Annotated in this window: 9 protein-coding genes; 2 read left to right on the forward strand and 7 right to left on the reverse strand. The window is 49.4% G+C overall.

The genetic code is table 11. The annotated features are described in order from the left end of the window. The first annotated feature begins 110 nt into the window (after positions 1–110). A complete protein-coding gene (locus K3T82_RS39385) occupies positions 111–2,678 on the forward strand; it encodes a tetratricopeptide repeat protein (protein WP_220198969.1) in 2,568 nt (855 codons plus the stop codon). 348 nt (positions 2,679–3,026) lie between these two features. On the opposite strand, the gene K3T82_RS39390 is transcribed toward K3T82_RS39385, so the two are convergent. From K3T82_RS39390 to K3T82_RS39415, 6 genes are all read right to left on the reverse strand, one after another. Then, positions 3,027–5,027, reverse strand: a complete 2,001-nt coding sequence (locus K3T82_RS39390) for a TOMM precursor leader peptide-binding protein (protein ID WP_220198970.1) — start codon at positions 5,025–5,027, stop codon at positions 3,027–3,029. A gap of 124 nt (positions 5,028–5,151) precedes the next feature. Beyond that, positions 5,152–5,337 (reverse strand): hypothetical protein, encoded by a 186-nt coding sequence (locus tag K3T82_RS39395; protein WP_220198971.1) that lies wholly within the window; start codon positions 5,335–5,337, stop codon positions 5,152–5,154. A 421-nt stretch (positions 5,338–5,758) separates the two neighbouring features. Next, positions 5,759–6,043 carry a hypothetical protein gene (locus K3T82_RS39400; RefSeq protein WP_220198972.1) on the reverse strand — a complete coding sequence of 95 codons (285 nt, stop codon included), beginning with the start codon at positions 6,041–6,043 and terminating at the stop codon, positions 5,759–5,761. Positions 6,044–6,184: 141 nt separating this feature from the next. Beyond that, complete coding sequence (locus K3T82_RS39405) at positions 6,185–7,840, reverse strand: SagB/ThcOx family dehydrogenase (RefSeq protein ID WP_220198973.1); 1,656 nt, start codon at positions 7,838–7,840, stop codon at positions 6,185–6,187. A 20-nt stretch (positions 7,841–7,860) separates the two neighbouring features. Continuing rightward, positions 7,861–9,858: a TOMM precursor leader peptide-binding protein gene (locus tag K3T82_RS39410; protein WP_220198974.1), complete on the reverse strand. Its 1,998-nt coding sequence runs from the start codon at positions 9,856–9,858 to the stop codon at positions 7,861–7,863. Between the two features lie 119 nt (positions 9,859–9,977). Next, the gene (locus tag K3T82_RS39415) at positions 9,978–12,107 is read right to left on the reverse strand and encodes a TOMM precursor leader peptide-binding protein (protein ID WP_220198975.1); all 2,130 of its coding nucleotides are present in this window, start codon (positions 12,105–12,107) and stop codon (positions 9,978–9,980) included. Between the two features lie 207 nt (positions 12,108–12,314). Here K3T82_RS39415 and K3T82_RS39420 point away from each other — a divergent pair, with 207 nt between their 5' ends. After that, positions 12,315–12,539, forward strand: a complete 225-nt coding sequence (locus K3T82_RS39420; RefSeq protein ID WP_220198976.1) for a hypothetical protein — start codon at positions 12,315–12,317, stop codon at positions 12,537–12,539. Between the two features lie 149 nt (positions 12,540–12,688). Here K3T82_RS39420 and K3T82_RS39425 read toward each other — a convergent pair whose 3' ends face one another. Then, entirely contained in the window at positions 12,689–13,825 is a 1,137-nt protein-coding gene (locus tag K3T82_RS39425) for an RNA-guided endonuclease InsQ/TnpB family protein (RefSeq protein ID WP_220198977.1), read from the reverse strand. Between the last annotated feature and the right edge of the window lie 132 nt (positions 13,826–13,957).

Here is a 13,957-nt window from a genome sequence, read left to right on the forward strand (position 1 = left end):
TCTGCGCTGAAGCAGGAACCGAATGCTGAGTATGGCCTGTCCATATTTGGGTCAATTTCGGAGAACGGTCTGATGTACCAGCCATCTTTCACCTGCGAGGTGCGCTAATTATGCCTGATAGAAAAGCACAATCGTACTTCCCTAATACATTACTCAAACAGGCCCGTTTGGAAAGAGGATTATCCCAAAAACAGCTTGCAGATATGATAGAGGCTCCCCAAACGTTTATGGTCAGTCGCTGGGAAAATGGCGTAACAATTCCTGGACCTGTTTATCGAGGACGATTATGTGAGCTCTTCGGGAAAAGTTGTCAAGATTTAGGACTACCAGAACTGCCATCACTTGCTCATCCCTACGATCCTCAGCTCTCTCTCTTCGATCCTTCCATTCCACTGCATATATCCGCTATGCGTAAATTAATAGGGAGAGATGACCTCTCTCATCAGATAAAAAAGCGACTCATACAAGAGCATTGCCCATTTCTCGCTCTTCACGGTTTACCGGGTGCGGGCAAAACTGCTCTCAGTGTGTCCATTGCCTGTGATGAAGAGATACAACAGCATTTCGCCGATGGTATCTTATGGATCGGGCTTGGACAAAAGCCTCAGGTGTTTACCCATTTGAGTCGCCTGGGACTTCTTCTCAAACTGCACGAAAAAGAAAGAGCATCCTTGCGAACCCATACCGAATGGCTTCAAGCATTACGCCAGTTGATTGGGCAGCGACGTATGCTTATTGTGATAGATGACGTATGGAATCTAGAAGATGCCGCCTCATATATGATTGGTGGTCCCTATTGCAGTTATCTCCTGACTACGCGTCTGCCAGAGGTAGCAGTCCGTTTTGCAGAAACGCATGTCTGGCACATCCCTGAACTCAGTCAAGAAGAAGGGGAGGAACTCCTTCATTCCTACATGCCAACGCTGATAGAACAAGAAACTCCTTTTATCGCTCAGTTAGTCCAGGCAGTTGGGGGCTTACCACTCGCACTTTCACTCATTGGGTCCTATTTGCTGACTCAAACCTATCATCAGCGTCGTAGTCGAGTCCAGATGATATTGACCCAATTACAGCAGGCAGAGAGCCGATTCTCATTAGAGCATCCACAAACAGCCCTGATACAAGACCCGCGTCTTCCTATAGATAAACCGCTGAGCATATATTCCGTCATTCATTTAAGTGAGACTCTCCTCGATGCCTCCTCACGTCGTGCCCTTGCAGCTCTTTCTCTGCTTCCAGCCAAACCAGATACCTTTGCAGAAGAAACAGCACTATTTGTTACAAATAGCACTCTTGAGACGCTCGATCATCTTGTAGCAAGCGGCCTGCTAGAAGTGGTTGAAGGCGAACGCTATCAATTGCATCAAATTGTCTCTGACTATGCAAACCTGTATCTTAAGGAACCGGAAGCAAAAAAACGTATCGCGACCTATTTCTGTCAAGCAATTCAAGCCCATCAGAATGATCATGCGTGGATTGAGCAAGAAATGTCGACCATGCTCAGAGCATTACAGATAGCATTCACACAAGAGTTAAGTGATGCCATTGTGCAAGGAATCTTTTCCCTTACTCAGTCTTTATTTTTTCAGGGGCTGTATGAGCTAGCACAAAACCTTCTCAATGACGTAGCATTCCAGATCCGCCAGACTCAGCAGACCCTTTGGATCACGCAACTACTCGAACAACAAGGGAAGAATGCTATCTCCTTAGGTCAGTACAAGGTAGCCGAACAGGTATGGCAGGAGGGCTTATGCCTGGCTGAGGGACTACAGCATACATTCTTAACCTCTACCTTACTGTATCAATTAGGTGAATTGTGTTATAAGCAAGGCCATTATGCCTCCTCAGAACAGTATTTAAAACGCAATCTAGAACTCGCCTATCAGACAGGGACTCCACAAGAGATCAGTCGTACTCTCTATAGTCTCGGAGCTGTTACTTATCAAAGAGGTGAATATGCTGCTGCACAGGCATATCTTCATGAGGGACTTACTTTTGCTCAACAGACAAGTGATGCAAGAACAATTACATTTTTGATCAATATTGGAGCAGTTGAAGCAGACCAGAGCCATTTTGAGGAGGCAGATGAAGCCTGGCAAAAGGCGCTTGCATACGCTCGTAATCTCGGTGACCGCAGGAGTATATGTGTTATCTTAGTCAATCTTGGTACCTTGTCAGCAGAACTGAGAAAATATGCACAGGCACAGGCCTATTTACAGGAAGGGCTGGAACTGGCACGGCGTATACAACACCGTGAGCAAATGTGCAATGTGCTGCTCGGCCTTGGCGAATTGGCGCTACAACAAAATACGCTTCCCGAGGGCGAAGCGTATATACAAGAAGGGCTGTTGTTAGCTCAGCAAATAGGAAATCCATGGTTTGTTTGCAATCTTCGCCAAGCAATGGGGGAGCTGTATTTAAAACGGCAGGAGCCGCAGGCTGCTCTCAGCATTTTTTCGCAAGCGCTGAAAGAAGCACCTGATGGATCGCGAAAAGAAACAGCGAAAATCTACTTTGGACTGGCTCGCGCATATGCGCTCCTTTCAAAGCCCCAGCAAGCCCGTGAATATGCGTGTAACAGCCTGCAATGCTTTACTGATATCGGCTATTATCGCGCAAACGAAGTTCAGCTCTGGCTTGATCGATTTATCCAGGAAGATGGATCACCGCAGCCCTGACACGGTATTGCAGAACAGCAGCTCGAATACGGTCAGTGCTATCACCAAGCAGCAAACGTTCCAAGGCGTGATGAGCCGGGTCATAGTGATAAATACCGGGTAGGATCGCGCGCCCCAGGCCCGTGAGACCAGTACATTTCTGCAGGATACAATTCCATTACCAGAAGCGGTCCCTCGGCCATAGAGGGCATCTGGCAATGTTGTTTTGGACATATTCCATGTAAGAGAGATTCGCCGATTCAGCTGGAAATGCATCAAGTGGTTGCCTGAACCTGGCAAAAACAGCCTCCGCATAGTCACGGCAGATATCTTTCTCATGAGAAAGCATAGAGACCTCTTCTTCTTGCATCAACTGAATGGATGGGGATCACGATTGTAGTGTGCTGGATCAAAGTCCCTCTCCACATAGCCCGCGACACGCGGAGCCGTCCTCAAGCGAGGGAGATCAAGAACACGAACATTCATCCCTCCAAAGTCGATTGGAAGCAGACCCGGCACAATGACTTTACACACTTTCAAACCGGCTCGTTCGTGTTCGGAGCCGGGTATGTTGACCGCGATGACATCCAGACCCATGGAAAGCATGCTGTGAATGCAGTAAAGCAGATCATCTCGAAGATCAAGCGTTTGTGGACAGTGCTCAAGGAGCTCAGTCGCATACTCCTCAAAAGAACGAATCTGAGGATTCTGAGAAAGAAAGTGCGTCTTTGGAGCTGACTCAGGAAGACCATGGACCAGTCCGTGATCCATAACTGATATCACTTTCCGATAATCAAGAGCCAGTGCTTGCATCTTCTCAAGATGATCATCCACATGCACATTGTCAATCCAGTAACCAGCCTCCGCCAGTGCAGCAAGAACCGCCTTTGCGGGATTGAGGCTTGCGCCACCTCCGATACTCACGGCTATTTTCGAATGCTCGGAAGAGAACGTGCGTAAGGATGCAATCGCGGTGACGGAAGGAATGGTTCGATCAAACCTGGTGTCAAGGAGATGAACATCGTAGCCGCTTTTTTCAAAGCGATCCAGAAAATGCAGAATCTGGCGATCGTTGCATTGCCAAAGATTCACGCGGCGAGGGGACGTTTTGGTATACCAGCTCAAGAGGAGTCCATCTCGCTCCATCAGCTCGAATAAACCGAACAAGAGTGCTTCCTCGACTGACCCTCCAATGGCACAACCGCTTGAGTTTGTGCCTACAAATTTGGGTTCATTGCGTCTGGTGGGAGTGACGAGTTGCTCAGGCACGAGTAGAGGTTGCGCCTTGCGGAAGGAATAGCCCCAGACCCAATGGATGGGGACGTTGCTATCAAATGCCGTAAAATGGTTGGTGTTGGCTTGATAAAATGCTGGCTGATAGAGACCCGTCTCTGCAGGATGTAAAGCAGGAGCATTGAGATTATTGTAACTCTCAAATAGAGTTGTTTGTTCGCTTCTCGTTCGGGTCCAGGAATAGCGCTCTAATCCTTCCAGGATGCCAGTCTGTAAGCTATATTTTCTCCCATGACTTCCCCAATGAGTCTTGTAAGAGGGTGAATGTGTGTGCTGGACAGCAAAGCGACCGAGTATAGGAGCGTCAATCGTGTGATCCTCAGCAAGATGATACTTGGTACCAAGGACCCCGCAGATGGGATTAATATACGCAGCTTCAGGCAAATGATAGCTTGATGCTTTCATAGGATGATAATTTGTAACGCTCTGTTTGGGACGTGATGAGAGATGAAGCAACTGGCCTTGCGGGATGCTCGCGGGATCCTCTGCGCAAACAGGACACAGCGAGTCTGGAATAAGTGGATATTTCGCAAGGGTCGATGAGCCCAGTTCAAGGGCATACAGTTGCGTGTCTCTGTGCTCAGCAATGGGTTTCGAGAACACAGATGCCGTGATTTGCCAGATGAGTTCCAGGGTAAATGGAGTCAGGCAGGGACTGCGTCCAGTGGCAAGCATACGCTGGGCAGTGGTCAGGCTACTCAGTGCGTCGCCTTGCTCCAACATCAGGGAGGCTTGATTCAAGCTCCAGCGTTGTTCTAAACACAGGGGACAGGGACCGCCGAGAGAAGGCCGATAGAGAGGGCCAAAAAGAAGGCGTGCATGATCGAGTCGAATGGGAAAAACCATATCATAGTTGTGCCATCTGCTGGTAGATGCTCGCTGGTCGCCACTTTTCGAGAGATCGAGTATGGCAAGATCTATCAGGGCAAAGTTCCCTTGGGGCTGTAACAGTTGCTGCCGGTTTGTTGCAATGTGCTCTCTCAAATATTGCTCAATGCGAGAGAGGGTTGTATTGAATGGAAGCGAACTGAGGCTCGTCTCTATGATAATGGATTTCTGCTGAGTCAGGTATGGCATACTGTAGGCTCCTATATATATACCAATGTAGCAGAGGTGCCCCCGAGATGAAGATCCATCTCTAAAAGCACCTCTTCTACAAAGACTCGAAAGCATCAATAGAGCAAGTGGCTCACAGATTTACCTAGTGTTGGCTCGTGCACATATCACAGCATCCCTCACAACCACCACCATCCGTGGGCACCGTAAATGCCAGGCGTGTCTCCAGTTCTTCGATCTCAAATTCCAGGTCATTGAGATCATCTTCCAGGAAGCTCTTTTTGGCATCTTCTAACGGCTGCGCAAATGGTAACTTCTTGTCTTCATTCATGGCAATTGTTCTCCTTACTAACTAATTTTTGTGGGGAGAGCAAAGATGTATCAGCAGCACTGCTTGCAAGAAAATGCATCATGCTCAACAACTCTTATCCCACTAGGGCAAGTATAAAAGACTCCTTCGTTGTTGAAAACGTCTTTGGAGGCTAGCCCATTAAAACAGCCCCAATGGCAAATTCGCTGCTCTCCTCAACTGTTATTGAGAACTTAGACAAATATGGAGGAGGCTAAAGTGACCATTAAGAGCAATTTGCGTCGATTATCCCCCTTCCACACACGAGAGCTTTCCATACCCAATTCGCATTTTATTGTGCCGAAAAGTCTGTTCAATTTGCCAACGAAGTGCATATGCGAACACCAACTGCCACTCCTGCTCCAGAGTTATCGCAAGCCCATTAGTCACCAGATGCCAGGGATCATGCCCCTTGCCAGAACGTGCCACGACAAGACACAATGGTCATACATATCATAGATGCCTCATTGGCGCAATATTGAGTCTGTAAGGGGGTAATGCTAGAGAGCGGGTATCCCAGATCAAGCGATGCTCCTGAGCTCGCTTGCCTCGAATGTGTTGCCAGATTTTGTGTTCTTGCCCAGCGCCATAAGGGGTCAAGCAAGGTCTTCAATCGGATCGCAACCGCCTCTGAAGCGATGGCAATCTCTTGAGAGGCGGCAGCTTTGGTGTCATACTGTCTTAACAAAGGGACCTCCTGAGAGAGACTGCGTTTAACCACAAACGCAGTCTCTCTCAGGAGGTCCCTCTTTGCCTCTTTCTCCCTCAAAATTCGGGATGAGCCATGTTCTGTCCTGGCTCAAGACGTACCAATGGTTTCAATACCACTCTAGTAGAGGAAGCGGGCGTCAAAACGAGCTGTATGGAAACGTTCAGGGCCAGCCAGGAGAAAAAGCAGCGAATGTGCACCTTGTGTGAGGTGCAACACCTCATTCATTGCAAGATGATCAAAACCGAGCACTGCACCACAGCCCAGTTGTAATGTCGTGGCAGCCACATAGGTACTTTGGGCGACGAGACCAGCCTCTACATTCAGCAATCGATAACCTCGATTACCATACACCTCTAGCATCTGATAGAGGTCTCCTATAATAGCGATGACAACTGCAATTTCCTTCATATTGTAATTGTGGAGAGAATAATTTTGTTGAAGGAAGGCTGTGTAGTCCCCTTTACGCACCATCAGCAGGCCATGGCGTCGCCAATCATAATGATAGATACCAGGTTCTATCCCCTCTACATGATTGATGAACACCATAAGCTGCGTAAAATAAGGCGTGCCGTCAGTACTTTTGAGGTCTGTTGCATATCCACGTGCAATGGCTGCAAAAAACAAGAGCGTTGCGAGCTCAGAACGAGAAAGTGGTCTCTGGTTTGAAAAATGCCCAAAACTAGAGCGACGCTGCTGCATAACCTCGCCAATACTACGATCCAGGCTCTCCAGAGCAGGTGAGGGCAAGGGCACAAACTCACTGTGCTCTTCTCCCATCACTGTCTCGTACGTGAGTGTTTCGGACGGACGTGGTCGTGGCTCATGTGTCAAAAGCGTTGCACGATGAACAGTTTCCATATAGGGAAAGCGCTTCACTACTTTTGAACGCTGCCAACTTTGGGGTGTGATCAGTGGCATGTGACCTTCTGATACGCATTCCTTCTGATATGCGTCCTTCGATGCTCTCTTTGCTGTTGAGGATGGAGAAACCTGTGAATGGAGTGCTATTGGGACAACCGCGAAAACACTCTCAACATATGTCTCCAAACCAAGCAGGTGGTTTAGCTCTTCATCTTGAAACCAGAGAAGCGTCTGAAGACCTGCCTGCATGCTCAAGCCAATCATGTGTAAAGACGCGATCAGTGCGCCTATGTCCTGATTTACGACGTGATAGCCAAAATTGCGGTACTTGAAAACATTTTTCCAGAAGTTCACTGTGATCAGAAGAAATTGATTCGTGTTTAACGCTGCCGGGTGGTGGAAAACGGCAGCTCGAATACGGTCAGTGCTATCACCAAGTCGCAAACGTTCCAGAGCGTGATGAGCCGGGTCGTAGTGATAGATGCCGGGTAGGACCGAAGCCCCAGGCCCGTGAGACCAGTATATTTCTGCAGGATACAATCCACCACCAGAAGCGGTCCCTCGGCCATAGAGGGCATCTGGAAATGTTGTTGTGGCCATATTCCATGTAAGAGAGATACGCCGATTCAGCAAACCATGCGCAAAGAGAAAAAGCGTAGATAATTCATTGAATGAAAGTGTTTTTCCCTCCCCTCTTTGCTGTGTTATCCCAGGGACAATGCGTGCGACAGTATGTGTATCTGTACGCTTTTCGATGGGCAAGGGGAAACGTGTGACGTGTTGATAGAGCTTAAAATGGGAGGGTTGGTCCTGCCAATCAGGTTCAAATGGAAATACATCAAGTGGTTGCCTGAACCTGGCAAACACCGCCTCCGCATAGTCACGGCAGATATCTTTCTCATGAGAAAGCATAGAGACCTCTTCTTCTTGCATCAACTAAATGGATGGGGATCACGATTGTAGTGTGCTGGATCAAAGTCTCTCTCCACATAGCCCGCGACACGCGGAGCCGTCCTTAAGCGAGGGAGATCAAGAACACGAACATTCATCCCTCCAAAGTCGATTGGAAGCAGACCTGGCACAATGGCTTTACACACCTTTAACCCGGCTCGTTCGTGCTCGGAGCCGGGTATGTTGACCGCGATGACATCCAGACCCATGGAAAGCACGCTGTGAATGCAGTAAAGCAAATCATCTCGAAGATCAAGCGTGTGTGGGCAGTGCGCAAGCAGCTCAGTCGAATACTCCTCAAAAGAACGAATCTGAGGATTCTGAGAAAGAAAGTGCGTCTTGGGAGCTGACTCAGGAAGACCATAGGCCAGTCCGTGATCCACAACTGACATCACTTTCCGATAATCAAGAGCCAGTGCTTGCATCTTCTCAAGATGATCATCCACATGCACATTGTCAATCCAGTAACCAGCTTCCGCCAGTGCAGCAAGAACCGCCTTTGCGGGATTGAGGCTTGCGCCACCTCCGATACTCACCGCTATTTTCAAGTGCTCGGAAGAGCATGTGCGTAAGGATGCAATCGCGGTGACGGAAGGAATGGTTCGATCAAACCTGGTGTCAAGAAGATGAACATCGTAGCCGCTTTTTTCAAAGCGATCCAGAAAATGCAGAATCTGGCGATCGTGGCATTGCCAAAGATTTACGCGGCGAGGAGCCGTTTTGGTATACCAGCTCAAGAGGAGTCCATCTCGCTCCATCAGCTCGAATAAGCCGAACAAGAGTGCCTCCTCGACTGACCCTCCAATGGCACACCCGCTTGAGTTTGTGCCCACAAATTTGGGTTCATTGCGTCTGGCGGAAAAAATGAGTTGCTCAGGCACGAGTAGAGGTTGTGCCTTGCGGAAGGAATAGCCCCAGACCCAATGGATGGGGACGTTGCTATCAAATGCCGTAAAATGGTCGGCGTTGGCTTGATAAAATGCTGGCTGATAGAGACCCGTCTCTGCAGGATGTAAAGCAGGAGCATTGAGATTATTGTAACTCTCAAATACGGCTGTTTCTTCTTCTCCTCTTCGTTGGACGCAGGAATAGCGCTCCAGCCCTTCTAACATGCCAGTCTGTAAGCTATATTTTCCCCCATGACCTCCCCAATGAACCTTGAAAGAGGAGGAATGAGTGTGCTGGACAGCAAACCGCCCCAGAACGGGGGTGTCAATCGTGTGATCGTCATCCAGATAATACTCGGTACCAAGGACCCCGCAGATGGGATTAATATACGCAGCTTCAGGCAAATGATAGCTTGATGCTTTCATGGGATGATAATTAGTAACGCTCTGTTTGGGACGTGATGAGAGATGAAGCAACTGGCCTTGCGGGATGCTCGCAGGATCCTCTGCGCAAACAGGACACAGCGAGTCGGCAATGAGTGGATATTTCGCAAGGGTAGACGATCCCAGTTCAAGGGCATACAGGTGAGTGTCTCTGTGTTCAGCAATGGGTCTCATGAACACAGATGCCGTGATTTGCCAGATGAGTTCCAGGGTAAATGGAGTCAGGCAGGGACTGCGTCCAGTAGCAAGCATACGCTGGGCAGTGGTCAGGCTCCCATCGCCTTGCTCCAACATCAGGGAGGCTTGATTCAAGCTCCAGCGTTGCTCTAAACACAGGGGACAGGGACCGCCGAGAGAAGGCCGATAGAGAGGGCCAAAAAGAAGGCGTGCATGATCGAGTCGAATGGGATACACCATATCATAGGTCTGCCATCTGCTGGTAGATGCTCGCTGGTCGCCATTTTTCGACAAGTCAAGTATGGAGAGATCGAACATAAGTGTTTGCCCTTTGGGCAGCAAAAGTTGCTGACGATAGGCTGCGATTTGTTCTGTCAGATACCGCTCGATGAGAGAGAGCGTTTCATTAAACGAGGGTATACTCAGACTTGCCTCTATAGCAATGTCTTTCTGCTGCATTACGTACGACACTGTAAACTCCTTTTTATCATCCAGCCTGGTGTATTTACGTTAAAGGAGAGATGCATCCTGGCGTGCCAATAAGACCTTTCCACTGATCAACACATCCTGTGCTCGAATGTCTGAGGGGGTTATATCAACGAAGAGTGATTCATACTTCTGTTCCTGTAGGTAGTTTTTGAGAACCTCAAAGGGGTTGGGGATTGCCCTATCCTTCCCGCACGTCTTTGCCACAAAAAATCCGTGGAAGCGATATCTTTCGGCTCTAGCAAGGGTTCTGTATCATTACCGCCATAATTGTGGCCCATTTTGTGTGCCTGGAGGTGGGCGACCAGATGAACAAGCGCCATCTTGACAGCGTCATTCCCTGAAAGGCCATACCCCCATGAGATACCACGCTCATCAGCAGTTGCATCGTCTAGCTGGATGACGACAACATGTATTGGAGAGGTATGAACAAGCTCCCCTATGCGAAATGATCGTTCGAAGCGTTGCGCACTCCGCAGCAAAAAGAGGACATCTGGATCAATGAGAGGCAGGTCATCGTCAGTCAGTTCGATGAGTGGCTGCTGACCTGCAAGAACATCTGTGATGTGAACATACGCCAGAGCGGAAAGCGTTCCCTTTGTTAGCACCTCCTGGAATGTCGTTCCTATCGCAAAACCAGCAGCGGTTTTCTCAAACGCTCCATTGAGATCTAAGGATGCATACACAGCTGCGGCTGGGACGCAACAGAGGCTCTCTGTACTCAGGGAATAAGCTGGTATCCACTGCCTTCGCTCATCAGCATCAGGAAGGTGAGTGCCCGACCAGATGGCTAGAGATTGTTCGGCAATGACTCTTTCCTGAGCATCGATAAGCTCGTATGTATTCATGCAAAGCATTTTTCTGGTATCAGCAAGAGCCATACTGTAGCGGAGCGTTGCCTCCAGGAACGCCGAACAACGAGCCTCACGCAAATTTTCTATGCTATAACTGGTTATCTCTTGCCGCCTTGTGGATGAAGAGAGCGGAAATCCCATTACCAGTGTCGCGCGCCTGAGCGGTAATTGTTCTGCCTGCTCATCTTGCCATGCTTGAAAGATACCAAAATGAGGGACAATTAACGGAGTTATCGTCTCAAGCAGCTCCTGGCTGTTCATCTGCCGATCGTAATTCCCGGCAACGACCTCTAGCAACTGCTGAGGATCCGTGAAAGAGCCAGGATGCGAGCAGATAGGACAGAGAGGATAGGGAACAAGTTGTTCATTGCTCACCTCTAAGCTTTCACTGTCCTGCTGGATCATCTTCCCAACGGGAGAAGCAGAGTGAGCGCCCGAAAGAGAGAGAAACACTTCAAAGGCCAGGGTATTGCCCAGAATGTGTGTGACAGGAAAAGAGACCGATCCCTCTTCAAGCCAGGGCCCTTCTCCCAGAGCAAGCGCCTGCCAGAATGTTGCCCCGTATTTCTCAGTTTCATTGGCCGTTAATCGCATCTGCGCACATACCCAACATGGAGTTGGCTTATCTGGAGAAACAAAGGGACCAATAAAAGACGTGCCTGCATACAGAAAAGAAGGGAAAAATGCGACGTGTTCATCAACACAACGACGATTCAACTCAAAGAGTATCTTCGGGGAACTCCGCTCTGAGCAGTACACCACGAGATCGTAGTCCCTCAAGCCTTCAAAGGAAGTCAGAAATGTCTCCTCAATAAGAGAGACACTCGCTTCAACCCCATTTTTGAGCAAATGCTCTACCTGCGAATTCAATGCTGGTACGTAGCTTTTGTGATCATTTATTTGGTCGGTCGGCAAAATGGAAAGCGTTTTCAGCCCATTGCGAAGCAATGAAAGACTCAGTGCGATCAAAGCATCGCCCGATCCCATGAGCAAGACACGACTCTCGCGAAAGGTATTGAAGCTCTGCAACGGTGTTGGCGTAAGATGATTGAGCAGCTCAATCTGAGAGTGAAAGTGACGAGAGACAGCCTGAGATACCAAACTGGCATCTTCAGGGATGACATCATGAAGCACGCCTTTTTCTATAAGCGTGTGAACAAATCGTGCAATTTGCTCACGTACTGAAGGATTGAATCCCTGACAGATCTCCTCCAGCGTATACTCTCCATTGAGATAAGGGCCAAAACGCTCAAACCAGCGAATAATAGCTTTCCCCTTGAAACGTAAAGATAGCTTATCAGTTACAAAGAGAAGTTCTTCATTATCAAGTATATAAGCTATGTGTTGATTGATTTTGGGGCGAATATCCAGGGCTTGCACAAGTTTCCTCCTTGCCAAATGACACAGGCACAACCATAGTAACTGGTGAAGGTTCGTGAGAAGTATAAAAGATCTTCTTACTTGCTGGAAACGTCTCCAGAGGCTAGCCCCTGAAATAGCCCCTGTCACAAAACCTTTCCCGAAGGCTTTCCCACAAGCCAGCAACATGTTGCCGAAGCCCAGCGGCACTTTCGCGAGGCCATGAGGATGCTGTCCCTAATCACGCAGGCCATCGACCAAACACGTAGCAGGATTCTCGAAGGCAAGAAAGCTGCCTCCACCAGCAAGATTCTCGGCCTCTTCGAGCTGTATACCTGCGCCATTCCTCGCCACAAGGACTCACCCCCGGTCGATTTTTGCCGTCACGTCATTCTGGATGAAGTTGAAGGAGATATTTTGCAGGGGCTAGCACGATATCTTCGAGATAAGTGAACGTGATATTCATCTCGCCTCTAAGATCACTCTACACTAGATCTAGCACTTGGTGTAGTCCCTCAAAGGAGAGGTACGCCCTTCATTGTATGCCTCTTTTGTATATGGGTCAGATACCCCATAGCTAAAGCAAGGGGCTTGTCCCTAAGCTAGATCACTTGAGACGAGAGGCCGTCTGACTGCGACCCACCAGCCAAAGATGTACCAAGGCTGGCAAGGTGTTTCTCTCGGATATTGCGAGCGGCATTGAGGTCAGCATGCACGCTGAGCCCGCATGCGCGACAGAGGAAAAGGCTTTGAGAACGACGATTGTTGCGCGCCTGATGCCCACAACGAGAGCAGGTTTGACTGGTGTGGCGAGGGTCCACCTTCACCACCTCAATCCCTTTCTCTTGCGCCTTGTATGAGAGAAAGGAGTGAAACTGTGCAAAGCTCCACGAATGGAGACGGCGCTGCCCTTCTCCCTTGCGCAGGCGAGCACGCGAACGGATATGCGTCAAGTTCTCAAGCACGATGGTCGAACCAGCAGTGGCATGCTCGACGATGCGTTTGGAGAGGACATGGTCATGGTCTTTGCGTTGCCGAAACAGTTTGCCAGAGAGCTTGCGCAGGTGGCGCTTCGCACTCTTGGTGCCTTTGGCTTGCAGTTTGCGACGGAGGCGGAAGAGACGGAGCTCTTGCTCTTTCCAGCGTCGTTCTCCCAGGAAGTGGCGATGGGAAGTGACAGCAGGGTGATTGAGGCCAAGATCGACACCAATCACGTCATCAGAAGAGAGAACAAGAGGATCTGGGAGATGTACGACGACGTGCAGGGTGTATGTCCCTTTGCGGGAGCACAGATCAGCGCTGCACACCTTCCCACCGATGTACTTCTGGGCATGTTTGGGAACCGTGAAGGAGAGGTGCACACGCCCTTCGACAGTGGCGAGGCTACAGGTGTGCGAGTTCCATTTGACCCAGTAGGAGCGTTGGTCATAGCGGATAGGACAGAGACGAGAGCGAGGAGCGCTCGCTTTGCGCCCCTTCTTGAGGCGATCAAGCGCACTCTTGACGGCTTCGGTGGCTTTGACGCGGGCGGCACACACCAGTTGCGCAGGCAGGTGGGGATACTGCGCACGCAGATCATAGTAGGTGCGCTTGTGCAACTCAATCCCATTGCAGCACCCAGAGGTAAAGCCCTCATCGGCCACGGCATTGAAGCAAGCAGTATGCTCCTGCACCGTTTGCTGCAAGTGTTTGGCTTGCTCATGGGTCGGTTGAAGCTGTAAAACAAGTGTTCTATCCATACAGATACTCTCTCATAGAGAGCGTGTTTTGTCAATTGGTGTGGGAGAAGAGTCTCCCCACGCCCCCAAAAAGGAACGCCTCTTTCCTCCCCATGCCTAGAAGGGCAGGGGTATCCAGAGGCGGAGGTTTTG

Origin of the sequence: Ktedonospora formicarum (assembly GCF_016587355.1) — a bacterium.
In the GTDB taxonomy this organism is placed as follows: Bacteria; Chloroflexota; Ktedonobacteria; order Ktedonobacterales; family Ktedonobacteraceae; genus Ktedonobacter; species Ktedonobacter formicarum.

What these genes read in the sequence shown, in the direction of transcription:
- K3T82_RS39425 (WP_220198977.1), bottom strand. Translation starts at nt 13,825, where the DNA reads ATGGATAGAACACTTGTTTTACAGCTTCAACCGACCCATGAGCAAGCC.
- K3T82_RS39385 (WP_220198969.1), top strand. Translation starts at nt 111, where the DNA reads ATGCCTGATAGAAAAGCACAATCGTACTTCCCTAATACATTACTCAAA.
- K3T82_RS39405 (WP_220198973.1), bottom strand. Translation starts at nt 7,840, where the DNA reads ATGCTTTCTCATGAGAAAGATATCTGCCGTGACTATGCGGAGGCGGTG.
- K3T82_RS39390 (WP_220198970.1), bottom strand. Translation starts at nt 5,027, where the DNA reads ATGCCATACCTGACTCAGCAGAAATCCATTATCATAGAGACGAGCCTC.
- K3T82_RS39420 (WP_220198976.1), top strand. Translation starts at nt 12,315, where the DNA reads ATGCTGTCCCTAATCACGCAGGCCATCGACCAAACACGTAGCAGGATT.
- K3T82_RS39395 (WP_220198971.1), bottom strand. Translation starts at nt 5,337, where the DNA reads ATGAATGAAGACAAGAAGTTACCATTTGCGCAGCCGTTAGAAGATGCC.